The sequence below is a fragment of the Hydrocarboniphaga sp. FW305-C-57 genome (assembly GCF_058783045.1).
Window position 1 is genome coordinate 14,812 of the sequence record NZ_JBYSYG010000007.1, and the last position, 26,500, is coordinate 41,311.

28 protein-coding genes, 1 tRNA gene and 1 pseudogene are annotated in these 26,500 nt (G+C 64.1%); 15 read left to right on the forward strand and 15 right to left on the reverse strand.

Translation table 11 applies throughout. The annotated features are described in order from the left end of the window. Nucleotides 1-16: 16 nt before the first annotated feature. From AC3WUM_RS14820 to AC3WUM_RS14830, 3 genes are all read right to left on the reverse strand, one after another. Nucleotides 17-1,123 carry a hybrid sensor histidine kinase/response regulator gene (locus AC3WUM_RS14820; protein ID WP_492411114.1) on the reverse strand — a complete coding sequence of 369 codons (1,107 nt, stop codon included), beginning with the start codon at nt 1,121-1,123 and terminating at the stop codon, nt 17-19. A gap of 182 nt (nt 1,124-1,305) precedes the next feature. Continuing rightward, on the reverse strand, nt 1,306-1,533 hold the full coding sequence (locus AC3WUM_RS14825) for a hypothetical protein (RefSeq protein WP_492411115.1): 228 nt from the start codon (nt 1,531-1,533) through the stop codon (nt 1,306-1,308). 265 nt (nt 1,534-1,798) lie between these two features. Next, complete coding sequence (locus AC3WUM_RS14830) at nt 1,799-2,233, reverse strand: YMGG-like glycine zipper-containing protein (protein WP_492411116.1); 435 nt, start codon at nt 2,231-2,233, stop codon at nt 1,799-1,801. Nucleotides 2,234-2,447: 214 nt separating this feature from the next. Between AC3WUM_RS14830 and AC3WUM_RS14835 the strand changes: the two genes are divergently transcribed. The 9 genes from AC3WUM_RS14835 (at nt 2,448) to AC3WUM_RS14875 (ending at nt 13,202) form a co-directional block, all read left to right on the forward strand. Continuing rightward, on the forward strand, nt 2,448-4,082 hold the full coding sequence (locus AC3WUM_RS14835; protein ID WP_492411117.1) for a TldD/PmbA family protein: 1,635 nt from the start codon (nt 2,448-2,450) through the stop codon (nt 4,080-4,082). 26 nt (nt 4,083-4,108) lie between these two features. Then, nucleotides 4,109-5,443, forward strand: a complete 1,335-nt coding sequence (locus tag AC3WUM_RS14840; RefSeq protein WP_492411118.1) for a TldD/PmbA family protein — start codon at nt 4,109-4,111, stop codon at nt 5,441-5,443. 91 nt (nt 5,444-5,534) lie between these two features. After that, on the forward strand, nt 5,535-6,239 hold the full coding sequence (locus tag AC3WUM_RS14845; protein ID WP_492411119.1) for a DUF4159 domain-containing protein: 705 nt from the start codon (nt 5,535-5,537) through the stop codon (nt 6,237-6,239). Between the two features lie 41 nt (nt 6,240-6,280). Continuing rightward, nucleotides 6,281-7,285 (forward strand): AAA family ATPase, encoded by a 1,005-nt coding sequence (locus AC3WUM_RS14850; protein WP_492411120.1) that lies wholly within the window; start codon nt 6,281-6,283, stop codon nt 7,283-7,285. Between the two features lie 22 nt (nt 7,286-7,307). Further along, complete coding sequence (locus AC3WUM_RS14855; protein WP_492411121.1) at nt 7,308-8,186, forward strand: DUF58 domain-containing protein; 879 nt, start codon at nt 7,308-7,310, stop codon at nt 8,184-8,186. Then, nucleotides 8,186-9,277 (forward strand): BatA domain-containing protein, encoded by a 1,092-nt coding sequence (locus AC3WUM_RS14860; RefSeq protein WP_492411122.1) that lies wholly within the window; start codon nt 8,186-8,188, stop codon nt 9,275-9,277. Before AC3WUM_RS14855 ends, AC3WUM_RS14860 begins: the two co-directional genes overlap by 1 nt. Beyond that, nucleotides 9,270-11,342 (forward strand): DUF4175 family protein, encoded by a 2,073-nt coding sequence (locus AC3WUM_RS14865; protein WP_492411123.1) that lies wholly within the window; start codon nt 9,270-9,272, stop codon nt 11,340-11,342. Before AC3WUM_RS14860 ends, AC3WUM_RS14865 begins: the two co-directional genes overlap by 8 nt. Further along, on the forward strand, nt 11,339-13,054 hold the full coding sequence (locus tag AC3WUM_RS14870; protein ID WP_492411124.1) for a hypothetical protein: 1,716 nt from the start codon (nt 11,339-11,341) through the stop codon (nt 13,052-13,054). The genes AC3WUM_RS14865 and AC3WUM_RS14870 overlap by 4 nt, the downstream gene beginning before the upstream one ends. A 71-nt stretch (nt 13,055-13,125) precedes the next feature. Beyond that, a tRNA-Met gene (locus AC3WUM_RS14875) sits at nt 13,126-13,202 on the forward strand. Here the strand turns inward: AC3WUM_RS14875 and AC3WUM_RS14880 are convergent. Next, nucleotides 13,159-14,430, reverse strand: a complete 1,272-nt coding sequence (locus AC3WUM_RS14880) for a tyrosine-type recombinase/integrase (RefSeq protein ID WP_492411401.1) — start codon at nt 14,428-14,430, stop codon at nt 13,159-13,161. The genes AC3WUM_RS14875 and AC3WUM_RS14880 overlap by 44 nt on opposite strands. A 370-nt stretch (nt 14,431-14,800) precedes the next feature. Then, entirely contained in the window at nt 14,801-15,022 is a 222-nt protein-coding gene (locus AC3WUM_RS14885; protein ID WP_492411125.1) for a helix-turn-helix domain-containing protein, read from the reverse strand. A 248-nt stretch (nt 15,023-15,270) separates the two neighbouring features. Here AC3WUM_RS14885 and AC3WUM_RS14890 point away from each other — a divergent pair, with 248 nt between their 5' ends. Beyond that, a complete protein-coding gene (locus tag AC3WUM_RS14890; protein ID WP_492411126.1) occupies nt 15,271-16,119 on the forward strand; it encodes a hypothetical protein in 849 nt (282 codons plus the stop codon). Nucleotides 16,120-16,123: 4 nt separating this feature from the next. Here AC3WUM_RS14890 and AC3WUM_RS14895 read toward each other — a convergent pair whose 3' ends face one another. Genes AC3WUM_RS14895 through AC3WUM_RS14905 form a run of 3 tightly spaced genes read right to left on the reverse strand, consistent with a single transcriptional unit; the run spans nt 16,124 to nt 17,465 of the window. Continuing rightward, nucleotides 16,124-16,675 carry a hypothetical protein gene (locus AC3WUM_RS14895; RefSeq protein ID WP_492411127.1) on the reverse strand — a complete coding sequence of 184 codons (552 nt, stop codon included), beginning with the start codon at nt 16,673-16,675 and terminating at the stop codon, nt 16,124-16,126. Between the two features lie 13 nt (nt 16,676-16,688). After that, nucleotides 16,689-17,237 carry a TM2 domain-containing protein gene (locus AC3WUM_RS14900; protein ID WP_492411128.1) on the reverse strand — a complete coding sequence of 183 codons (549 nt, stop codon included), beginning with the start codon at nt 17,235-17,237 and terminating at the stop codon, nt 16,689-16,691. Nucleotides 17,238-17,291: 54 nt separating this feature from the next. Then, the gene (locus AC3WUM_RS14905) at nt 17,292-17,465 is read right to left on the reverse strand and encodes a hypothetical protein (RefSeq protein WP_492411129.1); all 174 of its coding nucleotides are present in this window, start codon (nt 17,463-17,465) and stop codon (nt 17,292-17,294) included. A 292-nt stretch (nt 17,466-17,757) separates the two neighbouring features. Between AC3WUM_RS14905 and AC3WUM_RS14910 the strand changes: the two genes are divergently transcribed. Further along, complete coding sequence (locus tag AC3WUM_RS14910) at nt 17,758-18,051, forward strand: hypothetical protein (RefSeq protein ID WP_492411130.1); 294 nt, start codon at nt 17,758-17,760, stop codon at nt 18,049-18,051. A 287-nt stretch (nt 18,052-18,338) separates the two neighbouring features. Here the strand turns inward: AC3WUM_RS14910 and AC3WUM_RS14915 are convergent, their stop codons facing one another. Both AC3WUM_RS14915 and AC3WUM_RS14920 read right to left on the reverse strand, forming a co-directional pair. Next, nucleotides 18,339-19,457, reverse strand: coding sequence for a Fic family protein (locus AC3WUM_RS14915; RefSeq protein WP_492411131.1), 1,119 nt, complete (start codon nt 19,455-19,457; stop codon nt 18,339-18,341). Nucleotides 19,458-20,012: 555 nt separating this feature from the next. Beyond that, complete coding sequence (locus tag AC3WUM_RS14920) at nt 20,013-20,198, reverse strand: hypothetical protein (protein WP_492411132.1); 186 nt, start codon at nt 20,196-20,198, stop codon at nt 20,013-20,015. A 205-nt stretch (nt 20,199-20,403) separates the two neighbouring features. Between AC3WUM_RS14920 and AC3WUM_RS14925 the strand changes: the two genes are divergently transcribed. The 4 genes and pseudogenes from AC3WUM_RS14925 (at nt 20,404) to AC3WUM_RS14940 (ending at nt 22,485) form a co-directional block, all read left to right on the forward strand. Further along, nucleotides 20,404-20,802 (forward strand): hypothetical protein, encoded by a 399-nt coding sequence (locus tag AC3WUM_RS14925; RefSeq protein WP_492411133.1) that lies wholly within the window; start codon nt 20,404-20,406, stop codon nt 20,800-20,802. A 107-nt stretch (nt 20,803-20,909) separates the two neighbouring features. Further along, nucleotides 20,910-21,353, forward strand: a pseudogene (locus AC3WUM_RS14930) (efflux RND transporter permease subunit); the annotation flags it as partial. Continuing rightward, entirely contained in the window at nt 21,350-22,255 is a 906-nt protein-coding gene (locus AC3WUM_RS14935) for a class I SAM-dependent methyltransferase (RefSeq protein ID WP_492411134.1), read from the forward strand. The pseudogene AC3WUM_RS14930 and the gene AC3WUM_RS14935, both read left to right, overlap by 4 nt. Beyond that, nucleotides 22,252-22,485, forward strand: a complete 234-nt coding sequence (locus AC3WUM_RS14940; protein ID WP_492411135.1) for a hypothetical protein — start codon at nt 22,252-22,254, stop codon at nt 22,483-22,485. Before AC3WUM_RS14935 ends, AC3WUM_RS14940 begins: the two co-directional genes overlap by 4 nt. Before the next feature lie 64 nt (nt 22,486-22,549). Here the strand turns inward: AC3WUM_RS14940 and AC3WUM_RS14945 are convergent, their stop codons facing one another. From AC3WUM_RS14945 to AC3WUM_RS14965, 5 genes are all read right to left on the reverse strand, one after another. Continuing rightward, nucleotides 22,550-23,005 carry a DUF411 domain-containing protein gene (locus tag AC3WUM_RS14945; protein WP_492411136.1) on the reverse strand — a complete coding sequence of 152 codons (456 nt, stop codon included), beginning with the start codon at nt 23,003-23,005 and terminating at the stop codon, nt 22,550-22,552. A gap of 53 nt (nt 23,006-23,058) precedes the next feature. Next, complete coding sequence (locus tag AC3WUM_RS14950) at nt 23,059-23,274, reverse strand: hypothetical protein (protein WP_492411137.1); 216 nt, start codon at nt 23,272-23,274, stop codon at nt 23,059-23,061. Between the two features lie 51 nt (nt 23,275-23,325). Beyond that, nucleotides 23,326-23,898 (reverse strand): hypothetical protein, encoded by a 573-nt coding sequence (locus tag AC3WUM_RS14955; RefSeq protein WP_492411138.1) that lies wholly within the window; start codon nt 23,896-23,898, stop codon nt 23,326-23,328. Nucleotides 23,899-23,910: 12 nt separating this feature from the next. Further along, a complete protein-coding gene (locus AC3WUM_RS14960; RefSeq protein ID WP_492411403.1) occupies nt 23,911-24,579 on the reverse strand; it encodes a HupE/UreJ family protein in 669 nt (222 codons plus the stop codon). Nucleotides 24,580-25,197: 618 nt separating this feature from the next. Beyond that, complete coding sequence (locus AC3WUM_RS14965) at nt 25,198-26,487, reverse strand: MFS transporter (RefSeq protein ID WP_492411139.1); 1,290 nt, start codon at nt 26,485-26,487, stop codon at nt 25,198-25,200. Between the last annotated feature and the right edge of the window lie 13 nt (nt 26,488-26,500).

A 26,500-nucleotide genomic window follows, 5' to 3' on the forward strand; every position in this document is an offset into this window, starting at 1 on the left:
AACGCTCGATCGAGCCTCACATCATCGGCAATTCGAAATGCAGCGCCGCGCCGTGCGGCTGGACGTTCTGCGCCCAGATGCGACCACCGTGGGCCTCGATGATGCCCTTGGTGATGTAGAGCCCGAGCCCGGTGCCGCCGCGACGGTCGGCCGTCGTCGAGAAGTAGGCGTCGAACAGGCGCGGCAGATCGGACTCGGCGATTCCGGGTCCGGAATCCTCGACGACGAAGTGCAGCACGCTGGGGCCAGCCTGGCCTCTGACGCTGATGCGGGAGCCTTCGTCGCAGAACTTGATCGCGTTGCCGATGAGATTGCCGAAGACCTGCAGCAGACGCTGGCGATCGCAGCTCAGCAGGCTCGGCATTTCGCCGAGCGTCACCTCGAGTGCGAGCTTCTTGGCGGCGGCGCGGCGCTGCTGATGTTCGGCCGCTTCGAGCACGATCTCGCGGATGCTGCAAGGCTGGCGATTCACCGACAGACGGCCGGTGCGCAGCGTGGCCATGTCGAGCAGATCGCTGATCAGCCGCTGCATGCGGTCCACCGAGCGATTGAGGATGCCCGCGAGTTCGAGCGACTGCGCGTCCTGGCGAACTTCGCCGACTTTCTGCAGCAGCTGTGCGGTCATCGCCACGGCGTTGAGCGGATCACGCAAATCGTGCGAAACCACGGCCAGCACGTCGTCACGCAGCTGCACGGCGCGGGCGAGCTCCTGCTTGCGGCGGTACAGGCTGAAAAAGGTGTCGGCCTTGTGCCGCAGGATGTTCGGGTCGATGGGCTTGAACAGAAAATCCACCGCACCGCTTTCGTAGCCGCGAAACACGCGCTGCGCTTCGCGCGAGGCCGCGGTGACGAAGATGATCGGCACGTGCCGTGAGCGTTCGTTGCCGCGCATGAGCTCGGCGAGTTCGAAGCCGTCCATCTCGGGCATGTGGACGTCGAGCAGGGCGAGCGCGACGTCATGCTTGAGCAGCAGTTCGAGCGCCTCGTAGCCGGATTGGGCGCACAGCACCTCGATGTCGTCGGCCCGCAGCAGGGCCTCGAGCGCGACGAGATTTTCGGCTACGTCATCGACGATCAGGCATTTGATCGGCGGCAGCTGTGGTTCACGCCGGAGCGGAGTCATTCGCTTGGCGAGCTCCGCAACACGGCTGTGAGGGTGAACGAACGGAATCGGATCAAGGCCTTCCCACGCTGGATTTTCACGATGGACGAGGGGCGGCGGATGCGCCCGCTCCGTGATGGTAACGCGCGGGACCGAATAAATCGTCCCGTCCGCCGCATCCGCGGTCGTCAGCGAAGGTGTGATCAAGGGCAGTAGAAAACGTAGCGCCCACGCCGGCGGCAGCGTGGCAATCCAGCGCGGACCGAATGAAGCACGCCGAAGCTCAGGTCGCGTACGTGAAAGCCCGGCCTCGAAGGCGGCAGACGCGGCTGCGCAGGCGCGGTCTGTTCGGTGGGCTCCTCGAACTTGCGGTCGGCGACCAGCCTCAGCTCGCGCGCGGCGGTCCCCTGATATTCGGCTTCTGTGCTCATGGAGCCCCTTTGAGTGCTAGCGGGGCGGTCTCAAATTCCGTGCCGCCCGACCGAGGGCCCAAATGGCAATTAATTCAATGCGTTTTGGTGAAGCGCCGCGGTTCCGACCTTGCAGCTTGCGGGCAATCTGCATGGCACTTTGCAAATTGCAGGAGAGTCTTGAGCCGGGAGTCTCCGCGTCGAAGCCGGCGTCCGCCCGGTGTCCGGCGAGGTGTCCGCGGACACCTCGCCGGACACCCCGGCACCGCGATTCGGCCGACTGCGCTCAGTGGCGATGGTGATGCCGATGATGGTGGCGACGGTCGTGATGGCGATCGTGACGATGGTGGTTGTGGTGACGATCGTAATGACGCGGCGCCGGACGATAGACCACGACGTCGCGGTGACGATGGGGCGGCGGCGCATAGTAGTAGCGCGGGCCGCGATCGTAATGGCGGTCGTAGCGATGATCGTGACGATAGTCGTAGCGACGGTCGTAACGGCGGTCGCGATCGCGGTCACGGCTGTCCGCGACCGCGACACCGAGCGCGGCGCCCGTCACGGCGCCGACGACGGCACCCTGGTTGCCGCCGACGGTGTGGCCGATCACACCTCCGACACCTGCCCCGATGAGGCCGCCGGTGGTCTTGTCACCGGCCAGACCCGGCATCGCAACGCCGGCGAGCATCGCTCCGGTGATGAAGAGAATCTTCCTGTCCATGTGAATTTCTCCGTCTCTAGGCCTCGGTCGAGGACGGTTTCAGGCTGCGCGTCCAGTGTGCAAACACTGTGAAGTAATCATGGAGTTTCACTCTTGCGAAGAGCGCTCCAAGCTGTCTAGCTGAGCGCTAAATGAATCCAGGCGCGTTTTGTGCCTGCTGACGCCCTGTCCGCTGTTTTCTGCAATCCCAACGTCCTCATTCGAAGGAGCACGCATGCTCAGACGTGATTTCATCAAGATGGGCAGCGCCGGCATCGGCGCGCTCATGCTGCCGATCTACGGCAATGCCGTCGCCGCCGATGTTCTCGGCACCAAGATCGACGTGGCGCTCAAGAAGCGGCTCGCCGACGTGGCGCTCAACACCGCCAAAAAAGGCGGCGCGAGCTATTGCGACGTGCGCATCGGCCGCTATCTGCGCCAGTTCGTGATCACGCGTGAGAACCGCGTCGAGAACGTGGTGAATACCGAGTCGATGGGTACGGGCATCCGCGTGATCGCCAATGGAACCTGGGGTTTCGCGGCGACCTCGGACTTCAGTGAAGACGGAATCGCCAAGGCGGCCGCGCAGGCCGTTGCGATCGCCAAGGCCAACTCCAAGTTCCAGGGCGAGCCCGTGCAGCTCGCGCCGACCAAGGGCGTCGGCGAAGTGTCCTGGGCGACGCCGATCGTCAAGAACGCGATGGAGGTGCCGATCAAGGAGAAGGCCGATCTGCTCATGGAGGTCAACGGGCAGGCGATGAAGGCCGGTGCGGACTACATCAATTCGATCCTGTTCCTCGTCAACGAGCAGAAGTATTTCGCGAGCACCGACGGCTCGTACATCGACCAGGACGTTCATCGCATCTGGGCGCCGATCGAAGTCACCGCCATCGACAAGGCGTCCGGCAAATTCCGCACTCGCGAAGGCCTGTCGGCGCCGATGGGGATGGGCTTCGAGTATCTCGACGGCAAGCCCGCCGGCAAGATCGCGCTGCCGGGCGGAGCGGTGGCGTATTCGAGCTCCTACAACATGGTCGAGGACGCGGTGGCCGCGGCCAAGCAGGCGCGCGCGAAGATCAAGGCGCGTTCGGTGAAGCCGGGTCGCTACGACCTCGTGCTCGATCCTTCGCATCTCTGGCTCACGATCCATGAATCGGTCGGCCACCCGACCGAGCTCGACCGCGTGCTCGGCTATGAAGCCAACTACGCGGGCACGAGCTTCGCGACGCTCGACAAGTGGCGCAGCAAGACCTTCAAGTGGGGTAGCGACAAGGTCAATATCGTCGCCGACAAGACGCAGCCGATGTCGCTCGGTGCGGTCGGCTACGACGACGAGGGCATCAAGACCAAGCGCTGGGATCTGATCAAGAACGGCATCCTCGTGAACTACCAGGCCATTCGCGATCAGGCCCACATCATCGGCGAGAAGGAGAGCCAGGGCTGCTGCTACGCCGATAGCTGGTCGAGCGTGCAGTTCCAGCGCATGGCGAACGTGTCGCTGCAGCCGGGCAATGCCAAGCTGTCGGTCGAGGAGATGATCTCGAAGGTCGAGAACGGCATCTACATCATCGGTGACGGCAGCTTCTCGATCGACCAGCAGCGCTACAACGCGCAGTTCGGCGGCCAGCTGTTCTACGAGATCAAGAACGGCAAGATCACCGAGCAGATCGAGGACGTGGCCTACCAGATCCGCACGCCGGAGTTCTGGAACGCCTGCTCGGCCGTCTGTGATGATGGCGACTACCGCTTCGGCGGCTCGTTCTTCGACGGCAAGGGGCAGCCCGGTCAGGTGTCGGCGGTCAGCCACGGCTCGTCGACGGCGCGCTTCGACGGCATCAACGTCATCAACACGGCCCGCAGCCTCGGCTGATTCCGCTCGATCACAAGGAAACCAACATGACAATCTTCACCGAGCAGGAAGCCAAAACCCTGCTGGACAAGGTCATCAAGCTGTCGAAGGCCGACGAATGCACGGCCACGCTCGAAGGCGCAGTCGACGGCAACGTGCGCTTCGCCCGCAACAGCGTCTCCACCAGCGGCATCGTCAGCAATTGCGATCTCGCCGTGCAGGTCGCGTTCGGCAAGCGCGTCGGCACCGCGACGATCAACAAGTTCGACGACGCGTCGCTCGAGCGCGTGGTGCGCCGTGCCGAAGAACTCGCCCGGCTCGCGCCCGAGAATCCGGAGTTCATGCCGGCGATCGGCAAGCAGGCCTACAAGCCGACGAGCACTTTCGTGCAGGCCACGGCCGACATCACGCCGGATTACCGTGCCCAGGTGTCGGCCGATTGCATCGCCCCGTGCAAGAAGGACAAGCTCACGGCCGCGGGCTTCTTCTCCGATGGACAGCGCTTCTCGGCGATCGCCAACAGCAAAGGCAACTTCGGCTATCAGAAATACACGGTCGCCGACTTCACCTGCACCGTGCGCACCGACGACGGCAAGGGCTCGGGCTGGGTGGCGCGCAACGTCGCCGACGTGAAGCAGTTCGACGCCAGGAGCGAAATCCAGATCGCGATCGAGAAAGCCAAGCGTTCTAGCGATGCCAAGGCGCTCGAGCCGGGAAAGTACACCGTCGTGCTCGAACCGGCGGCGAGCGCGGGTCTGATCTCGTTCATGATGATGGGCTTCGATGCGCGTCAGGCCGATGAGGGCCGCAGCTTTCTGACCAAGAAGGGCGGCGGCAACAAGGTCGGCGACAAGGTGTTCGACGAGCGCGTGACGATGTACGCCGATCCGGCCGACGCGAACGCGGCCGTGCTGCCCTGGGACGAAGATGGCCTGCCGCGCGAGCGCACGCCCATCGTGACCAAGGGCGTCGTCGACTACCTGCAGTACTCGCGTTTCTGGGCCAAGAAGCAGGGCAAGAAAGCGGTTGGTGCGGTCGGCAACCTGATCATGGTCGGTGGCGACAAGTCGACGATGGATCTCGTCAAGAGCACCAAGAAAGGCGTGCTCGTGACGCGCACTTGGTACATCCGCATGGTCGATCCGCAAACCGTGCTGCTGACCGGGCTCACGCGCGACGGCACGTTCTACATCGAGAACGGCGAAATCAAGTATCCGATCAAGAATTTCCGCTTCAACGAATCGCCCGTGATCATGCTCAACAACGTCGAAGAGTTCGGCAAGCCGGTGCGCGTGGCGGACGACGAGTCGCCGTTCATCATGATGGTTCCGCCGATGAAGCTGCGCGAATTCACGTTCACCTCGCTGTCGGATGCGGTGTAGCTTGCAACTGGGCGGTCGGATCGGCGCCTGCGGTTCCTCTCTCCCGCTTGCGGGAGAGAGTGCCCCGACAGGGGCGAGAGAGGGGCTGTAAATGAAGAGGCGCGAGCTTCTTCGCTCCTCTCTTGCGACGATGGCAGGCGCGCTGCTTCCCAAGCTTGCGCGTGCCGAAGAGTTGGCTGCCCCCTACGACTTCTGGTTCACCCGCCTCATGTACGAATCGGGCGACTGGGACGTCGACCAGCGCATGCCGTCGAACATCATCGACTCGCTGCTGCAATACACGACGCTGCGTGTCGACGCCACCGAACATGTGATTCCGCTCGCCGATCCGCGCATGCTGTCGGCGCCGTTCTGCTATCTGGCCGGACACAAGCTCGTCGAATTCAACCCGGAAGAGCGGGCGAACTTCGAGCGTTACGTCCGCAACGGCGGCTTCGTCCTCGTCGACGACTGCAATCACGACATCGACGGCTTGTTCGCCAAGTCCTTCGAAGCCGAAATGGCGGCGATCTTCGGCGCCGACGTGCTCGTGAAGCTGCCGAAGACGCATGCGATCTACAGCAGTTTCTTCCGCTTCGACGGCCCGCCGAACACCGCCTTCGAACTCAACGGCTGGGGTGACGACCTCGTTCACGACTACTTGAAGGGCATCGAGATCGGTGGTCGCCTGGGCCTGCTCTACAGCAACAAGGACTACGGCTGCGAATGGGATTTCGACTGGCGCAACAAGCGCTTCCAGGCCGAAGACCTCACACGCTTCGCGGTCAACATCGTCACTTACGCGCTGACGGCTTGAACGCGCCGGCGCTCATCGAACGCTCATCAGAACTGGCACTCATGGCTTCCGATCACGCATCGCTCACAGAATCCGAAATCCAGCAGCGCCTGGACAAGCTCGCGCAGGTGCGCAGCGCCATCGGCCAGGCCATCGTCGGCCAGCGCGAGACGGTCGAGCAATTGCTCATCGGCCTGCTCGCAGGCGGCCATTGCCTGCTCGAAGGCGTGCCGGGGCTCGGCAAGACCTTGCTCGTGCGCTCGCTCGGCCAGGCTCTTGCGCTCGAATTCCGCCGCGTGCAGTTCACGCCCGATCTGATGCCGAGCGACATTCTCGGCACCGAAATCCTCGAAGAGGACCACGGCACCGGCAAGCGTCATTTCAAGTTCCAGAAAGGGCCGGTGTTCACCAGCCTGCTGCTCGCCGACGAACTCAACCGTACGCCGCCGAAAACGCAGGCCGCGCTGCTCGAAGCGATGCAGGAGCATACGGTGAGCTACGCGGGTACCACTTGGGCGCTGCCCGAGCCTTTCTTCGTGCTCGCGACGCAGAATCCGCTCGAGCAGGCCGGCACCTATCCATTGCCCGAAGCGCAGCTCGACCGCTTCCTGCTGCACGTGCGCGTCGACTATCCGAGCGAAGCCGAGGAGCAAGCGATTCTCGCGCAGACCACGGGCGCATCGAGCGCGCGTATCGCAGCGGTGATGAACGCCGACGAAGTGCTCGCCTTGCAGAAACTCACGCGCCAGGTGCACGTCAGCGATGACGTGCTGAGCTGGATCAACCGGCTCGTGCGTGCGACGCGCCCACAGACCAGCGAGCTCAAGACCGTGCGCGAATGGATACGCTGGGGCGCCGGCCCGCGTGCCGGGCAGTCGCTCGTGCTCGCGTCGAAGGCACGCGCCTTGCTGCACGGCCGTTTCGCGATCACGCGCGAAGATGTGCGTGCGCTCGCCGCTCCGGTGCTGCGGCATCGGCTGCTGCTGTCGTTCGCGGCCGAAGCCGAGCAGCGGTCGACCGACGATGTCGTGAGCGCCGTGCTCGACGCGGTGGCGTTCCCATCCTGATTCGATCGCGCGCCGCCCTCGCATGCTGATTCCACCCGATCTGCTCGCCAGCCTCGCCGGCTTGCGTGTGCGCTCGCGCCGGCTCGGCCTCGGGCAGGGGATCGGCCAGCATGCGAGCCGCAGCCGGGGCGCTGGGCTCGAATTTGCGCAATACCGAGCCTACGAGCCCGGTGACGAATTGCGTCGCATCGATTGGAAGCTCTATGGGCGCTCGGATCGCTTCTTCGTTCGCGATGCGGAGCGCGACAGTCCGCTGACGCTCTGGGCGATCGTGGATGCGAGCGGCTCGATGGGGCAGGCCGACGCGCTAGCACCCGAACGCACGCGCCTGGCCGCGGCGCGGACGCTCGCGGCCTGCCTGTTCGAGCTCGCGCTCAGGCAGAACGATCGCTTCGGCCTCGTGCTGATCGCGCAGGATCGCGTGTTCGCGACCGAAGCGGCGAGTGGCCGGCGTCATCGTGATCGCCTGCATTTCGAGCTTGCGCGCATCGAAGCCGCCGGCGGCTGGCCGCTGGCATCGTCGCTGCGCCCGCTCTGGCAAGCGATAACGCTGGGCGCCGTCGTGATGATGGTGTCCGACGGCTTCGACGAGCGGGGGATCGCTTTCGCCGAGCGCTTGTCCGCGGCGAACCGCGATGTTTCGTTCGTGCGCCTGCTGACGATGGAGGAGCGCGAGTTCCCGTTCGAAGGCGGGCCTCGCTTCCGCGATCCGGAGTCCGCGCACGAACAACGCGTCGACGCGGCTCGTGCGCGCGCGGATTTTCTGCATCGCTTCGGCGAGTCCCGGCAAGCCCTGCTCGCGCGACTCGCGGCATCGGGTGTGCGGGCCTGCGAAGCGTTTACCGACCAGCCACTCGAGCTTCCGTTGCGAAGACTGTTCGGCGGCCGGGACTTCGCCTGATGAGCGTTCTGCTGCCGTTCGGCTTGTTCGCGTTGAGCGCGCTCGCGCTGCCGATCGCGCTGCACCTGTTGCGCAGGCCGGAGGATCGCATCGTTCCATTCGCGGCCTGGCGATACCTGAGTCGTATGAGCCTGCCGCGCGAGCGACTGCGCATCCGGCGATGGCTGCTGCTGGTGCTGCGCCTGCTGCTGATCGCGACGCTCGCCTTGCTCGTCTCGATGCCGGTTCGCCACGCCGATGCGGGGCCGCAGGCGCATTGGGTCGTGGTGTCTCCGCAGCTTTCGGCCGAGGCCGCGCGCGCTGCATTGACCCGGCCGGATGCCGAATGGCATTGGCTGCAGGCGGGTTTCGGATCGCTCGACGAACCGCCGGCCCCTGCGCTCGATCTCGGCTTGCTGCGCGAGCTCGATGCGCGGCTCGCGCCGGCCGATACGCTCGCGGTCATCGTTCCCGAGCGCTTGTCCGGGCTCGACGCGGTGCGTCCCGCGCTGAGCCGCGAGGTCGAATGGGTCGTGGCCGGCGGCGATTCGACGCAAGCCCGCCGGGAGCCTTTGGTCGTCGTGCGTCATGATGACGAGTCCACCGCCGAACTCGGCACCATCGAGGCCTTGCGCTCCGCCTGGCTGGCTGCGGGCAAACCGGCGGATTTCGACATCGCGGCGCAGACGCAAGCGATCGATGCACGCGCGCAGCTGTTGATCTGGCTCGGTGGCGAGCCGAGCGCCGAGGCTCTGCGCTGGGTTCGCGAGGGTGGAAGCTTGCTGCGAACGCGAGCGGGCGATGGAGCCTGGCCGCTGCGAGAGAGGGCGCTCGGGCAGGGCCGGATCTTTTCGATCGCCACCGCGCTCGATCCCGCCGCGACGCCTGGCGTTGCGGACGCCGGCTTTCCGGCAAGGCTGCGTGAAGACTTTTTGCGCCCGCCACGTCCGCCCGACCGTGCCGATGCACGAAGCTTCGAGCCGATGCGAGCCGAGCTGTCTCCGATTCCACGTAACGAACCCATCGACGACTGGTTGATCTGGATCGCGCTGGCCTTGTTCGTCGCAGAGCGCGTCTGCGCCGCGTGGCCGCTCAGGCGGGCGCATGGCTGAGCCGACCGTCGCTCGCTTGCTCGGTCTGCTGAGCGCTGCGCGTCGTCGCAGGCTCATGGAGACCTTGCTGTGGGCCTTGCCTGCATGCGGTGCCGTGTCGTTCGCGGCGTGGCGATCGGGCTCCGCGATCCTGCTCGGCTTGTCGATCGCCGTCTTCATCGCATGCGCCGCGTTGGGCTGGCGGCGATTGAAACCGCTCGATCGCCATTGGCTCGTGCGCCAGCTCGATGTGCGCATTCCCGACGCCGACGACAGCCTCGATCTGTTGCTGCTCGCGCCTGAAAATCCTGGGCCGCTCGTTCGCCTGCAACAGCAGCGCTTGCGCGAACGGCTACGCGAGGCGCCACTGCCCGATCTGCGCGACGCTTACCCGTGGAGCCGCCTCGCGCTCGCATGGCTCTCGGCCGCGATCGCCGGTGGCTTGCTGTCGTCGCAGCCCTGGCAGGCGTCTTCGTTGCCGGACCATGCGAAGGACGCGAACGCTGGCGCGGCCGATATCGCGCGAGCTTCGTTCGAGGCTCGCCTGCATATCGAGCCGCCACGCTACACAGGCTTGCGAGCATCGGACGACAGCAGTCCGGAAGTGCGTCTGCCCGAGGGCAGCCAGCTGCGCTGGACGCTGCGCTTCGGCACCGAGCCGAGTGTGGTTTCGCTGCGTTTTCACGATGGCGCTTCGCTCGCCCTGCAGCGCCAGGGAGAAGCCTGGATCGGCGAGCGTCGGGTCGAAGCGTCCACGCTGTACCGCGTCGTGGCCGCAGGCGCGGGTATCGATGAGCAGCAGCTTTATCGGCTCGACGTGATTCCGGATCGCGCTCCCGAGATCGTCGTCCGCGCGCCGCAGCAGACGCTCAATCAACTCGGCGCCGAGCAGTCCGAGTGGGCGCTGGCGTTCGAAGCGCGCGACGACTACGGCCTGGGATCGGCCGAGCTGTCGATCTCGCTTGCGCAAGGCTCGGGCGAGCAGATCGAAGTCAGGGAGCAGAAACGCGTGCTCGAAGGCAAGGGCGACTCGCGCGAGCGCCGCTACGGGCAGACGCTCGACCTGAAGGCGCTCGGCTTCGCGCAGGGTGACGATCTGATCGTTCGCCTGAGCGTGAGCGACAACCGCGAGCCTTCGCCCAATGTGAGTCGCAGCGCGAGCTTCATCCTGCGCTGGCCGGCCGAAGTGAGCGAGCTGGGCGAGGGCCTGCAAGGCGTCGCGCAGAAAGCGATGCCGGCCTACTTCCGCAGCCAGCGCCAGATCATCATCGATACCGAGGCGCTCATCGCGCAGAGGTCCGGGCTCGGCGAATCCGAATTCGAGAAGAAGGCCGACGCGATCGGCGTCGATCAGAAGATGCTGCGCCTGCGCTACGGCCAGTTCCTCGGCGAGGAATCCGAAAGCCCGGGACACGACGCCGAGCATGAAGAACACGCGGGCGAGCAGCACTCCGCGGGCTCGCAGGCCGACGAGGTGATGCGCGAGTTCGGCCACACGCACGACATCGCCGAAGCCGCGACCCTGCTCGACGATCAGACCAAGCAGCTGCTGCGTCGCGCGCTGGCCGCGATGTGGGCCGCCGAAGGCCAGCTGCGCACGGGACAGCTGCAGGCCGCGCTTCCGCATGAGCACGAGGCGCTCGAAGCGATCAAGCAGGTGCAGCAGTCGACGCGCATTTACCTCGCGCGCATGGGGCTCGATCTGCCTGCCGTCGATCCGGCGCGACGCCTGACCGGTGATCGCGCCGGACTCAGCGATCCGCAACCGATCGCGCTCGACGACGATGCGGCCGATTCGGCGCCGATCGTCGAGGCCTGGCGGGCAGTCGGCGATGGCGCACCGCCGGATATCGGCGCGCTGCGCGGCTGGCTCGATGCGCACCCGCAGCCGGGCGATCGCTCGCTCGCGCTGTTGCGCAGTGCCGACGAGCTGCGTCGCTCGCCGGCCTGCGTCGAGTGCCGCGAACGATTCCAGGCGCAGCTCTGGCCGCTGTTGCCGGCACAACGCAGCGCCGTGCAGGCGCGCAGCGCGCCCGATGCCGAAGCGCAGGCCTATGCGCGCGGGCTACAGGGCGTGCCGCGATGAGCGTGCAGACGCTGATCGCTGCCGCGCTCGTGCTTGCGACGCTCGCGGGCGGTTGGCTTTGCTTTCGCCGCGAAAGCGGCATCGCGGCGCGCTGGTTCTGGAGCGCGGTGCAATTGCTCGCCGCGATCGCGTTCTGGTGCCTGCTTTATCCGCCCGAGCGAACCTGGCGCGAAGACGCCCTGAGCGTGATCGTTCCAGGCGGTGAGAAAGACGTATCGAAGCTGCCATCCGCTCAAGGCGCCGTCGCCCTGCCGGGAGCCGATGCGCCTGCACGCGTCGAGCGGGTTCCCGATCTGGCGACGGCCTTGCGGCGCCATCCGCGCGTGCGCGAACTCGACATCGCCGGTGACCGCCTGCCGCTGCGCGATCGATCGGCCGCGGCCGCGCTGCGGCTGCGTCTGCATTCGACAGCCGACGCGACGGGATTCACCAGTCTTCATTGGACGCAGCGCAGCGCCGCCGGACAGCAGTGGTTCGTCGACGGCAGCGCAAGCGCGAAGGACGGCGTGGTCGAATTGCGCGATCCGGCCGGCGAACTCGTGGATTCCGTCGCGCTCGACGCCGAAGGACGCTTCAGCTTGTCCGCCCCCACGCGCATTCCCGGCCTCGTCCGATTCGAACTGAGCTTGCTCGATGCGCACAAGCAGCGCATCGACAGTGCGAGCCTGCCGCTGCAAGTCGAAGGCGGTGCCGCGCTGAGCGCGATCGTGCAGGCCGGTGCGCCGAGCCCCGAGCTCAAGTACTGGCGGCGCTGGGTCGGCGACGCCGGCCTGCGTGTCGGTGCGCACATCACGCTGAGTGATCAGCTCGGCATGGGCGATGCGGGCGCGACGCTCGATTCGGCAACGCTCGCGGCAGCGGACTTCGCGGTGCTCGATGAGCGCAGCTGGCTCGCGCTCGCTCCGGCCCAGAAGGCCATGCTGCTTGCGGCTGTCGAGCAGGGGCTCGGACTGCTGCTGCGTGCCAGCGGTCCGATCGATGCGAGCGTCCTGGCCGATTGGCGCGAGCTGGGCTTCGCGCTCGATTCGGAGCAGGTGCTAGCGAGCGTCGCGCTCGCCAGCGCGCTGTCGATGCGCGATCGTCTCGATTTCCACGCCGCACCGCTCTCGATCGCGAGTGGTTCCGCGCTGCCGCTGCTCAGCGACGATCGGGATCGCATCCTGATCGCCGCGGTTTCGCGCGGGCAGGGGCGCATCGTGCTGTCCACGCTGCTCGATAGTTTCCAGCTCGTACTGCGCGGAGATGCAGGGCGCTATGGCAGCCTCTGGGGCCCGCTGATCGCCGAAGTGGCCAGACCCCAGCTGCGCAGCGCGCGCAGGCCGCCGATTCCGGTCGCTTGGGTCGGCGAGCGGCAAGTGCTCTGCGATCTCGGCGACCAGGCCCGCGTGATCTCCACGGGCGGCACCGAGACCCGCCTGATCGTCTCCGAGCGTTGCGCCGCTTACTGGCCCGAGGAAGCGGGTTGGCACCGACTGATCGACGGTGATGCGCGCGAGCCGTTTTACGTGCGGGCTTCGGGTGATGCCGAAAGCCTGCGCAACCAGCGCGACCGCGTCGCCAGCCAGGCACTGGCTTCCGCCAACGAGGCCATCGGCGCTCCGAGCTTCGAAGCAGGCCGCCGGCCGATGGACCGCTGGCCGCTGCTGCTCCTGTGGCTGCTCCCGACGGCCCTGCTCTGGTGGCGAGAGCGCCGGACGCTAGCGGCCCGATGAGCCTGCTCAGTGGCGAAAATTTGATCGTTTACGCTGCAGCTTCAATCGTTTATGATGCGCGCCCCCAAGATGGTGATGTAGCTCAGACGGTTAGAGCGCGGCACTCATAATGCTGAGGTCGCTGGTTCGATTCCAGCTATCACCACCATTTTCTCGATGTCCTTCAACGGCTTGGAAGCGACTTTCTGCGCTGACGCGGATCGCACTAAAAGCACTGTGGGGCTTTTGCGGAAGCTGGGAGCGGAAATCTGCTCCACAGCCGCCAACAAGTTGCCAATTTCCGCAGCGGAATAGTGACTCGTGATCCGCCCGGATTTGTGCCCCAGCAAGTCCTGCCGGTCCTCGAAGGACACGCCCACGGCCCGTAGTCTGCGGCCGAAGGTATGACGCAGGTCCTGCACCCGGATGCAGCGAAACAGGTCCGGACACGACCGCCCCAGTTTCTCCTCGTAGCACCCGGCGGCTTTGCGCCGGGCGGTCTTCCACGCCGTGTTGTAGATGCGCGTGGTCGGCTCGTAGGTCGTCCTGACGATCTTGCCCTTCTTGATCCGCTTGCCGTCTGGCCCGGTCTCACGTTCGTGGACTGCATACGTGAAGACCCGTTCCGGATGCTTGCCGCGCTGCGCTTCGACGACAGCCCGAGCTACCCGATTCAGCACCACCACCTTCTGCTCGCCATTCTTGGTGTGCTCACCCGGAATGATGAACAGCGAAGTGTTGAGGTCCGGAGCGTCCCACTCCCATTGCCAGCTGAGTTGAATGATCTCCTGCTCGCGGCAGCCGGTGTTCGTTCCGAACAGGGTCATCGCTTGCAGATGCTGGGGCAGTTTCGAGAGCAAAAGCTCCTGCTCGTCCCAGTCCAGCGGATGCGGTTTGCGCTTGCCCGAATCATCCAGTTCGGTGATCTGCGGTGCGACTTCCAGCCAGGTCAGGTTGTGGATGTCGCGCCACTGGGTCGCATGCTTGAGGACGTTGTGAACGACACGCAGCGTGCGATTGATCGTGCCATGCGCTCTGCCATCTTTCAGCCGGTCTTGGACGAACCGCTCCAAGGTGCCGTCGTGAACACACTTCAGATCGAGAGCGCCGATGTAATGATCGACGAGCTTCAAGTCCTGAGCGTCGCGATCAATCGATCGCAGGTGCATCCGCTTTTCGAGGAAGCGGGTTGCCGCTTCGCGAAAGGTTCGGGTTGGCCGGACCCCATAAACACTGGCCTGTCGAATTTCCTCTAGTCTGCGTGCGAGGTACCTCTCCGCTTCTTCGAGCTGGCTTGCGCCAGTGCTCTCTCGAAGGCGTCCGTACCCGGATACTTCTTTTTCAACATGCCAGACCTCACCACGCTTTGTGAGGCCGGCAATGCGCTTTCGTCCCATGTGGACCTCCTAATTTCGGTTGGAGGTGCAGGCGGACGGCCGTAGCGGTCACGAGTGTTATCCACCCAGGCATCGAGTTCAAGGCGGTCGAAAGTAACGTGGCCGGCCGATGTCTTGCGCTTGGTCACGTACGGCTCAACCAGCTTCTTGAACAGCGATCGATCCATGGCCAAGTACGCGGGCGCGTCCTTGGCCCGGAGGAGCCGGGGCACGATGCTGGGATTCGAATCGATTTTCTGAGTCACGCTGTTAGCTGCGGTTTTCCTACACCGCAGAGACAGTGTTCAGCAGCGGAAGCTCTTCGTTTTTAGCCGAGGGGCCCTCGGCTAAAGGCAAAACTATCCACAGGCGCCACGAGCCCGCTCAGGCGCTAAAGGTCGGCCTCTTTGAAGACCTGCCAAAGCGGGACGCCGAGCCCGGCGCAGACTCGCTGCAGCGTGTCGATCTGGAGATTCTTCTCGCCCCGCTCGATCGCGCTGTAGTACGTGCGGTGCATTTCAATCTGGTCGGCAAACGCCTCCTGACTAACCCCGAGCGCTGTCCGTCGCGCCCTAAGAGCGTTGCCCAGCCTTTCCGCCGCCTTCGATTCCATGACCGGAACGCTAGGCGTAGAACTCTTTTAGCTCTACATAGTCATAGGTAGACTACTTAAAAGTAGCTTTTCAGGTCAGTGAAGGCGCCAGGTTCCGGCGGGCGCTTCTCTCAAAATTCTTGCGTAGAGCCGAGGTGTCCATGCGCCGAGTTTGCGTTTGGCTGTTCTTTCTATGCTGCATGGCCGGCTGTGCCGCAACTACCCCGGTCAGGGCTCCTGCGCCTTTTTCGCCTCCGATCCCAGCCGGCATGGATTTTCACCGTCTGACTTTCGACGAGAAGATGGACTACTTGGCCGCTGCCTTGAAGGCCCGGTCTGGGTTGATGGCACGAGCTGATCAGCAACTTGTGGATGGAGAGACGAAGCGCCTGCTTGAGGCAATGGCTTCCGATCAAGGCACATACACGGCGGCTGCCGTTTATGTGCTGCTCCAGAGGGGACCGGGACGGCCGCCGAGTCAGGCGGCACAGGATTTCTGGGAATCCGAGATGCTGCCGGTTGCCCAGGCCGATCCTGCGCTCACGTCCGCGATTGCCCGGCGGAACTTCGTTCCCTTCCCGCTGTTCGGCGGCGGGCTACCCGGGCCAACCTCCCAGTTGCCGGACTCGCTCGGAAAATGGCTGTTGGTCGATGCCAGGAACGGTGATCTCAAGGCATGCACGGCGCTGGCGAATTTCGATTATGTGAAACTCAGCGAAAGCAAGTTCAACCGCGAAAAGTGCGCACAGACTCCGGGCACGCCCGCCATCTACCGGACCGAAGTTCAAGCCAAGGCGGCGGCGCTACGGCGGGTGGATCAAATCGACCAGGGGCTACGCGCCGAAGCGACGCGGCAGGCTCAGTATTGCGCTTCAGTCGGCGTATTAGTCTCGTCGTTCAACAACCCGGACAGAGGGCGCTCTGTTGCACGCTTCTACGCAGCGGCGCCGCCCGATCGCAACCTGCTCAGGACCAACCCGGCTCGGTTCACGGAGGAGCTGGCGCAGAACTATTCCTCCAATGCAGAGGGGCAGAAGCTGTATGCAGGCAGCATGATCACGCCCGTGCTGACACCGCGCGCGTTCATGGGTATGGCCAAACCGATGTGCGGCGGCTGAGCCTCTAACAGCGATCGTCGATCAGATCGACGAAGCTTGCGAACTCCATCGTCGGCCGGTCCAGCCAGAAGATTTGACGGCGGAGGATGTCGTTGCGGGTGACGAAGACGACCTGCACACGGCGTTCGAATGGGACGACTGCGGCACGTAGCGCGCCGTAGATGTCGTCGGCCTTCTCTGGTGTCGCTTCGAGATCGTCGACCGGACCGACGATCAGCACGAACTGATCGTCCGACATCCCTACCACCGCGTTGAACAGCCTCTTGAAGGCGAGCGCCGGATGTTCATCGCGTGGCCGAACGGGCGCCTCCCGATCGATCAGCTTGAAGATCGCCGTACCGACGCGCCAGAGCACATCGGCAGGCGCGACGCCCGTGAGGTCGGCTGCCACGATGTTCAGGCCAGCCAGACTGGTATCTGTGCGGAGTCGATCGACGATCGGCGCCAGCGGGCGGCGGCCGACCTGCAATGCGACGTGCGGCCGGGGCAGTTCGCGGTAGTACAGAATCTGCGCGCCGAGTTGATCGAGCGTGGACTTACGGGTTTGCAGGCTCATGTCCGACTCCCGATCAGGGTTCCCAATGGTTGAAGGCACGGTCATCGATTCGCGAGTCAGCGTATGCGTCATTAACCCGCCAGTTCGTCTGATTGTCGTGCTCGAAACCGGTTCCGTAACTGTGTCCGCTGGTGTCGAATCCGCCAAGGCCGCCGACCATCGGTAAGCCGGTAGCGGGATTGATGGCGGGGATGTCGTCCGGCCCAAGGTTTGATTGCGCCCGGTTCGCGAGATGTCCGCAGACGTAGGTCTCGACCTGCCATTCGCGTCGGAGGCGATCGACCTCGTCATCGACCGTGGCAGAAATCGGCGCCTGAACACTGTTCAACTGCCATTTCCGTCGCTGCCGCCCGGCCCGGCCACGGGAGTAGCGGCGCTCGAACTCCCTATCGGAAAGGCAGAGCCATCGGATTGCATCAATCACTCCGAGATACAGGGATAGGCCAAAGAGCCCGAGCCCGACGTAGAGAAGCCCACGGCGGAAACGCCCCAGATAGAACCACTGAAGGCCAAACACTCCGAGCAACAGGGCCAGGCCGATGGCGAACCAGCGGCGGCTCATCGCCATGCTCCCGGCACCATGATTGATCCAGCGAGTTCGCCGCATCCACGCACCTCAGAGAAGCGAGAGCTGGCCATAATGGGCGGCCTCCGCAGCAGTCAGACGGACAGACGAAAAGCTCCGGAACCGCTGCGCGATTGGTGGGCGGTAGACGACGATCACGATCGGGCGCCGGAACAGGCGCATTGCCGATCGCAATGCGGAAACAAGTTTTTGAAGTAGCTTCATGTGGCCTCCTGATGGCACTCGCGAAGGGGTGGCGCGAGATGTCAACGGCGGCCGGGAGGCCCGTGGGAGGACGGGGTCAAGTATCGACGCGGAGCGCGCCGCGCTTCTGCGGCGCCGTCGGCTCGTGCGCAGCGCGAGGCGTCGGGCGGTACTTGATGCCGGCCAGCGCTCACCGTCAAACGAGAATGAGCGAGCCCACGCTCCCTACAATGTGCCGAGAAGACACGAGTGCCGCTCAGATGGGATCGTGCGCGCGAGCATGTGCCGTTTTGCTGATGCAGTGGAGATACGGATGACAACGAAGCTCGATCGCGATCTGAAGAGGGAAATCACGGTCGAGCGGACCGTCTACACGGTGTTGCTGACGCCATCCGCGCTCAAGCTCACCGAGAAAGGGCGACGCAAGGGTTTGGAGATCGGGTGGAAAGACCTGCTCTCAGGCGACGCGGGAATGGCAGCAGCCTTGCAGGCATCGGTCGCAGCAATGCCGGAACGGAGGGATGCGCCAGCGTTACGCCAGAAAGAGTTGCACGCTTCGAAGGTCAAGATAAAACAGAAGCAAACTCGTATACCCAAGGTTCGCTAGGCGTAACGGGTGTACCGTACTAACGGTACGGTACACCTGTGCTCCTTGGACCCGCGATTCGCGTGGGCTGTCGTGGACGATGCCCGCCATAGAAGTCTGCATACGGAAATGGGGCCCATTTTGCAGAAGAGGCCGAAATTGATATGAACGCTGCCGCGCCAACGGCGTGACCGATTCATACCGTACCGTACCGGGAGTACGGTACGGTACACCCGGTACGGCATGCCGACGCCACCTTGCTTAGTGAGGATGCGGGTCGCGTAAAGCTAAAGCGCCGCTTCCGAATTTCACTGAAGAACGATTTCGTAGCTGGTGCTGCGGCCACCGGCCTCTGCTTTCTTGAGCACTCCCAGATCGATAAGCGCATTGATGTCTCGCAATGCAGTGTCGCCCGAGCACTTCGCGATCTTCGCCCACTTGCCGCTGGTCAGCTTGCCTTCGAATCCGCCGAGTAGCCGATTGAGCAGATCGATCTGGCGGGAGTTGAGCGGCACGGCCGACCAGCGTTTCCAGAATCGAGCCTTGACCAGTACCTCGTCCAGAATCACCTCGGCCCGTTCGACCGCTTTGAGCAGGCTCGCCAGGAACCACGCCAGCCAGGCCGTGACATCCATCGTTGCCTTCTGGGTCGACTCCAGTAGCTGGTAGTAGCTGTTGCGATCCCGCTGGATTTGGGCGGAGAGGCTGTAGTACCGGTTCGATGAGCGTTCTGCGCGGGCCAACGCCATGTCGCCCACTGCGCGTGCGATCCGGCCATTGCCATCGTCGAACGGGTGAATCGACACGAACCACAGATGCGCCAGGCCCGCCCGGATCACGGGATCATCCGTGCTCTCGGCTTCGAACCAGCGAAGGAAGGCCTCCATCTCTGAAGCCATCCGGTCTGCGGGTGGTGCTTCGTAATGCACGCGCTCGCGGCCGTAGCGTCCTGACACGACCTGCATCGGTCCATGACGATCATCTCGCCACTGGGCCACTTGGATCGTCCGCATTCCGCTGCGGCCCGTCGGAAACAGGGCAGCGTGCCAGGCCCAAAGGCGCTCGGGCGTCAGCGGCTCTGCGAAGCGCTGCGTAGCGTCGAGTACCATCTCGACGACGCCCTCGACACTGCGATCGACCGGAGCCAGAGCGCCCGTGTCCACGCCCAGCCGCCGAGCGATAGAGGATCGAACGGATTCCGCATTGAGGTGCTCACCTTCGATCTCGCTGGTCTTGAGCACGTCGTCGGTGAAGGTCCGCAGGGATGCTTCGTCACGTTGCGGGTCGCCGAATTCGGCCATGCGGCCCGCCAGATGACCTTGAGCGCGATGCACCGCTGCTAGCGGACCGGCCAGGGTGGCGGCGTCGAATCGCCAGTTCGGCCACTCTTCGGATTGCCACAGATAGAGCTTTTCACCGCTGTCCATGCGGTGAATATTGGCCCTAATCGCCTCATGAGGCAACTCAATCAACGCAGAAATTGCGGCAATTGGTCATCCATTCGCCGCAAGGAGGTGCCAGACACTTCAGCACCCCCTTGGCAAGCCCCCCGGGTGGGGGCCTTTGAAGCCACCCCCGGACTCCTTCGAAGCCCCCCATGGGGGCCCTTGGTAAGCCCCTCCCGGGACCCTTCGAAGCCCTGCTTACGTTCTCCCTAGATGAACGCGATGGCGGACAGCGTCCTTCAGGGCTTCACCGCAGCCGCAAGGTTTCGCAGTGAAGTCGCTGCCGGGGCGGCTGATCCGGCGGCAGGCCGTTTGTCCCGTACCGTACCGCTCGTACAGTACGGTACACCCGGTTCGAGCCCGCAGTCGTGGACGATGGCCGTAACAGCCCGGCCACCGTGTGCATTTCACCGTGGACGAACGCCCCGCCGAGTTCCGCTCGCTCGCGTGGACGGACAGGCCGCCCACCCGTCGCCCACCGCGAACTGCACACTTCGGCCACAACGGAAAAGCCTGCTGCTGCAAATCTTGATCGATTCAAAAAAGTGAAAGCTGGCCGAACGTGGCGGCATCGGCCCGGCTGATGCGAACGCCGGGCGACTTCAAACTCAGCGCTCGTGCGATATACACCGTGCGAACGACGACGATGACGGTCGCCCTGCGCATCCGCCGGGGGCGAACCCTGTTCGCCATCTGCCGCAACATTCCGTAGACCGATCCCATGCATCCTCCGCAGACATCGCGCTCGGATTGGTGGCGCGAGATGTCGACGGTGACCGGCACGGTTTCAGGGGATGGAGGGGGGCAGTATCGGCGCGGAGCGTGCCCCTGTAACCAGATTTTCCCGGGCGCTTCGAGCACGTCCCGCAGAGCTGACGGTCAGCGTGCCGTCGTTGGCCTTCTGAACAGAACGTGCCAGCATAAACGCGTGAAGTCCCTTTTCCTGCCGCTGGTTTTTATCCTGTGCGCCCTTCTGGTCTTGGCCAGGGGGCTGGGACTGCATGTGCATCACGAGCATTCGGACCATCACCATTCGGCTTCGGCCGAAACGGCTCCGGCGCATTCGCACTATGACCTGACTTCCGAGATCGCCGGTGGTCACCTCGCGGAGCACATGGCGCACGGCGAGGTGGATGCGGATTCTCCGGACAAGACCACTGGCAAGTTCCAATCCGTGCTCGCGATCGCGCTGCTGTGCGCGATCGTTGCCCTGCTGTTCCTGCCGCGGCCACTGCCGCAATACTTCAGTGTCAGGCGCGAGCATCGCCCGCGCCGACGCTGGACGCACTTCAAACCTCTTTCCCACGCACCGCCCCTCGCAGGCTGAGTCCAGTCCTGCCCTGAGGGGTTTGCCGCGTTTGCGCGGCGTTCGTTGCGTTGGGAGTTCTACTCATGCGGCACCAATTTTTGCGCGCCATGGCGATGGCGTGCTGCGGTCTGGCGTCGGTGGTCGCCGGAGCGGCCGAGCCTGACACCACCTCCGGCATTCCGCTGTCGATCTTGGCCGGTGTCGGCTTCATCGCACTGTCCGGCATCGCTGTGCTCAACGGTCTGGTGATGGTGAGCTTCATCCGCGAGTTGCGGGCGAGCGGTACATCGCTCGACGACGCGATCCTGCAAGGCGCTCGGACGCGTCTGCGCCCAGTGCTGATGATGGCGCTGGTCGCGGCACTCGGCTTCATCCCGATGGCCTTCAACACCGGCATCCGCTCGGAAGTGCGGCGGCCGCTGGCGACCGTCGTCATCGGCGGCATCGTGTCATCCACGCTGCTGACCCTGCTGGTGTTGCCCGGCCTTTACCGACTCTTCGGCAGCCGAGTAACCGCGCCGACAGATGCCGGCTCACCGCAACACTCCCTCGAAGCGAGGTTCATATGAGTTTCGAGAGCGTGCAGTTCCCGGCCATGCTGCCGAAAGACCCGCGCAAGCGATGGCTGAAAATACACCTCGGCCAGATCGTCAGCTTGTTGCAGCCGGCGTACGCCAGACGAATCGCTGCAGGCGATCTGCCGGAACGCCTCGGCACGCGCGAGCGCTTGATCATCGCAGCGCTGGTCCATCGGCATCAAACTCGAGGAACGCTCGACGCCTTGGCGCCGTTGCATGCGTGGCTCTGGCAAGGCCGTCAGGCATTAGCGTTCCATGAAGCGGCGAAAGCCCGCTTCGATAAATGGTGGCTGCAACATCACTCGGCAATCGTCGAGCCGTTGCAGAAGCTGATCGACACGCCGCAGTCACTGTATCGGACGCTTTGCGAGATCGGCTGCGGTTCGGGGCTGGTGCTGGAAGACCTCGCCAAGCGACTGACCCAACTCGATGCCTTCATCGGTCTGGACCTAAGCCCGGATCAGACACAGCGCAACCGCGAACGCGCGGTCGATCACCGCATCCGCTTCGAAGCTGGCGACGCAACGGTCTGGATTCCGGAGCATGCGAGCAGTGGCACGGTATTCCTGACCGTGGCCGGCGTATTGGAGTATCTGCCACGCCACAAGCTGAGTCTCTTGTTCGAGACGATCGGACGGACCTTGGCGCCGTCCGTGATCGCCGTCATCGAGCCCATTCCGGCTGATTACGATCTGGAGAAAGAGATCGATTCGCGGCCTTATGGTCCGGAGCATTCACTCGGACACAACTATCCGCACCTGCTGCGGGCGGCTGGCTTCGATATCCGCTTCCAGCAGGTGCAGAAGCTTGATCGCAGCACCCACCTTCTGGTGGTCGCCGAGTATGTCGGGCGACCGCATTCCGTTTCATCCACCCAAGGAGTTGCTTCATGAAATCTTTTGTAGCTTTGCTGCTGTCCCTCGCTTCGCTGACGACCTACGCACATCCCGGCGGTCACGATGACGAGGGTGACGATCGCCCTGCCGGAGCGCAGCCGGCACCCAAGCCCGGTGAGGCGGCTCCGAAAAAGCCCGCGGTACCACCCGTCCATAAGCACAAGAAGACCGATGCGCCTGCGGAGCAGAAGTCCGGCGCGCAGAAGGCCGAAGAAAAGAAGCAGTAGCATGAAGAGAATGCCAGGATGCGGATGTGTCCCGGCATTCTCCGAACACTTCGCGTTCAGACCCTCACAGGGAGGGCCACGGCGTTAGCTGACCGGCATGGATGGTATAGAGGATATCGTCTCTCCCGGCTGCAGGCCGGGCATAGGCGATGCCTTCAGCAGCCGGGCGCTCGCTTGCCAATCTCTTTAGGGCTTCCGGCGTGACATGCCCTTCGAGGAAATAGCCCATATAGCTGCCAAGATGGCAGCCGTGGAGACGACGCGGTACCTGCATTCGACTGCGCTGAACGCCCAGGCCGTCCTGCTCGAAGTCATGGACGATGAATCCCGCCTTTCGTAACTGAGCGACCCAAGGGGCCACGCAGTCGCACTCATGGGTCCAGTAAACCGTCACCACGCGCTCGGGCAGATCAGGGAAAACGATCGGCCAGAGCAGCGTGATGACGGCGACGATTGCGAATACCGCCCCGAAAAGAACGACCCGGCGAGCTTCACGCGCACTGAAAGCGGCGCGGCCCAAGCGGTTGGGTCGTGAGCGGCGATTCACGGGCTACTTGAGACCAGCGCTCAGGGCTACTTTTTTTCCGCGCCCTTCACTTTCGCCGCAGCGCAGCGCTGCTTCAGCTCCTTCATCGCGGGCTTGTCGGCTTCCTCCTTGCTCAGCTTCTTCAACTGCTCGCACTCCTTCGGGGTCGGTTGATTTCCGAAGTCGTGGCCTTCGGGATGAGAGAACGCGGGCGCGCTGGCGCCCATGAGCAGTGCGGATGCAACGAGAATACGAAAGTTCATTTGAAGCTCCTTGGGTTTTACGGCGATGAGAGAGATGCGTAATGAAGCCGATTACGGCATGTACAGCTTTTCGAAGTAGCCACTCACCGTGACCGTGACGGTGACGGGCTCGGAACTGCGATTGCGCCAGTACCAGCCATGCGTGCCGCCGAACGGGGCGGTGAAGGCCCCATGTGATTCAGACTTGAGCACGTCCTTCCAGTAGCTGGTGAACTCGTTGTTCTTGGCGCCGAACGGCTCGCCGTGCATATCGAAATTGACCGGGCTGTCGCTCTTCCAGTTGAAGACGAAAGCATCGCCTTCCTGCATCACCGCCTTGATTTCCGCGCCCTTGTTCGGCGCCAGCGTGATCGACTGCTCTTCGGTCTTGTAGACGCTGTCGCGACGGCTGACCGGTTCGCGTGCCAGATTGCTTTCAGGGGTCTTGGACTCGGTCTCTGCTTCTCCGCCTGCTGAGTGCAGCTTGGAAAGGCCCAGTGCCTTGCCGGTGCCGAACGGATCAATGCCGTACTCGGCAGGCAGCACGGCAACGGCAAGGACGACGGCTGCGACGGCCGCCGCAATGCCGCTAGCCTTCAGCAGCTGCTGACTGCTGGGGACGGGACGAGAGGTTTCAGTGGACATGGTGGTGAATTCCTAGATGGTCGGAGGGGCGAGGAAATAGCCTGCGAGTTGATAGCCGGTGAGGATCAGGCCGGCGCTCATGAGAACGGTGTTGGCCGCGACGGCGTGTCGCTCGAAGCTGGGATTGCGTCGCCAGAAAGAGATCGCGATCAGGATGATTCCCAGCGCCAGCATCTGGCCCAACTCGACGCCGACGTTGAACGAGATCATGTTGGTGACCAGGCCGTCGCGGGACATCGTGAAATCCTGCAGCTTGGTTGCCAGGCCAAAGCCGTGGAACAGGCCAAAGATCAGCACTGCGGCCTTGGTGTTCGGCTGGTAGCCCATGCGCTGAAAGGCGCCGAGGTTGTCGAGCGCCTTGTAGACGACCGAGAGTCCGATGATCGCATCGACGATGTAGGCGTTCACATGCGTGCCGCTAAGAACGCCGTACAGCAATGTGATGCTGTGTCCGACGGCAAACAACGTGACGTAAGCACCCACGTCACGAAGCCGGTACAGGAAGAAGATCACCCCGAACAGGAACAGCAGATGGTCATAGCCAGTGACCATGTGCTTGGCCCCCAGGTAGATGAAGGGAATGATCTGCGGCCCCGTGCTCTCCTCGATGAAAGCCTGATCGCCGGCGGCGACGCCGTGGCCTTGGGCTTCTGTGGCTAGCAGCGTCAACGCGCAGCTCATCAGGACCCAGAGCCAAGACTTGAACTCCGGCTTTGGTGATCGGCGATGCCGGGCGTCAGCGAGCATGACACCCTCCGTGCGCGGAATTCCGGCGCGATCTCGTTGTTCTATGCGGGTGCGACGAGGCGACAGCCGAACCGGCTGCTGCCTTTGAAACGATAGGTTGAGACACTGGTGATCCTTTTATCGGTATTGCGGAACTGCGCCGCGCCCGAAGGGACGCAGCGCCTAGCCGGAAGGCAGAAAATGTGGCGGCGCTTGGCTCGGCGGGCGCATGCGGCGTGTTGGTCCGGGACGAGGCGATCCGCTGCCGTTCCAACGAATCGAGACCGGCGTTGGCCATGCGAGTGAGCACGTCGCTGCAACGGGAATCGCGCTGTGTGAAGACCAGGATCGGTTGCGGATCGCGTGTTGGCGACGGCAGTGGCTGGCGTCGGAGTCGCCGCGATGGACCGCAGACAAGTTGTCGAAACTCGCGACGGCCTGAGCCTGCTGCAGGCTTTCGTCGGCCGGCGGGTCCGCGCGCACAGCCGACGCCTGCAGCCCGGCGAGGAGCCACATCGACAGCAGGATCAGCAGTGCGCGCAAAGGCATCGGGATGTCGTCAGGCCGCGTCGATCAATACGGCCAGCGCGGGTGGTGATCGTCGATCGTGAAGGCGTGCGAGTGCCGGTAGGTTCCAGAGGTTCCGGCTTCGCCGTCCGCATGCTCATGTTCGATCACATCGGGATCGTTCGCGGGCCACATCAGCATGGCGGCCGCGATCGCCGATGCAGCAACCGCAGCGAGGATCGCGAAGACGGGTGCCAGTCCGATCTTGGAGCCCAGCCATCCTGCAAGCGGATAGGTGGCCAGCCACGAGGCATGCGAGAGCGCGAACTGCGCGGCGAACAGGGATGGACGATCGACCGCCTGAGACGAGCGCCGCAACAAGCGGCCCGACGGCGTCTGCGCCGTGGAGTAGCCGAGCCCGAGCACGAACCACAGTGCCAACAGCTGCCAGTAGGCGGTGACCAGGCTACCCAGCAGCAATCCGACCACGAGAATTGCGGCGCCGCCGAGCATCACCGGGCGATCGGGCCAACGATCCAGAAAACGCGGCAGCGTCAGCGCCGCCAGCATCGATCCCGAACCGAACAGGGCCAGCGCCAAGGCAGTGGACCGCTGCGGCAAGCCGAAGTGCGCCTGCACCAGCACTACTGTGTTGACGATCACCATCGCGCCGGCTGCGGCAACCGCGATATTCAGCACCATCAAGCCGCGCAGACGCGGTGTGCCGAGATAGATGCGGATGCCGCGCGTGGTGCGCTCGTAGATCGCGCGCTTCACCGGCGCGGTCGCGCTGGGCAGTGCCAGCGACACCACCAGCGCGGCCGAACCGAGAAAACCGATCACGGTTCCCGCGAACAGCGTGTGAAAGCTGATCATCGTCAGCAGCGCGGCCGCCAGCATCGGGCTGATCACGCTTTCGAGATCGTAGGCCAGCCGCGACAGGGACAGGGCGCGGGTGTAATCGCGCTCTTCCGGCAGCACGTCCGGGATCGTCGCTTGGAACGTCGGTGTGAACGCCGCGGACGCCGATTGCAGCACGAAGATCAGGATGTAGACCTGCCAGATCTGATCCACGAACGGCAGCGCCAATGCCACCGCAGCGCGTACCAGATCGAGTGTCACCAGCATCGCGCGGCGCGGCAATCGCTCGGCGAAAGCCGAAGCAATCGGCGCGACGCCGATGTACGCCGCCATCTTGATCGCGAGCGCAGTGCCGAGCACTTGGCCCGCGTTGGCGCCGGCCAGGTCATAGGCCAGCAAGCCGAGTGCGACGGTCGCAAGGCCAGTCCCGACCAGCGCGATGACTTGCGCCAGAAACAAATGCCGGTAGGTTCGCTGTTTGAGGATTTCGAGCATCACTGCCTCCCAT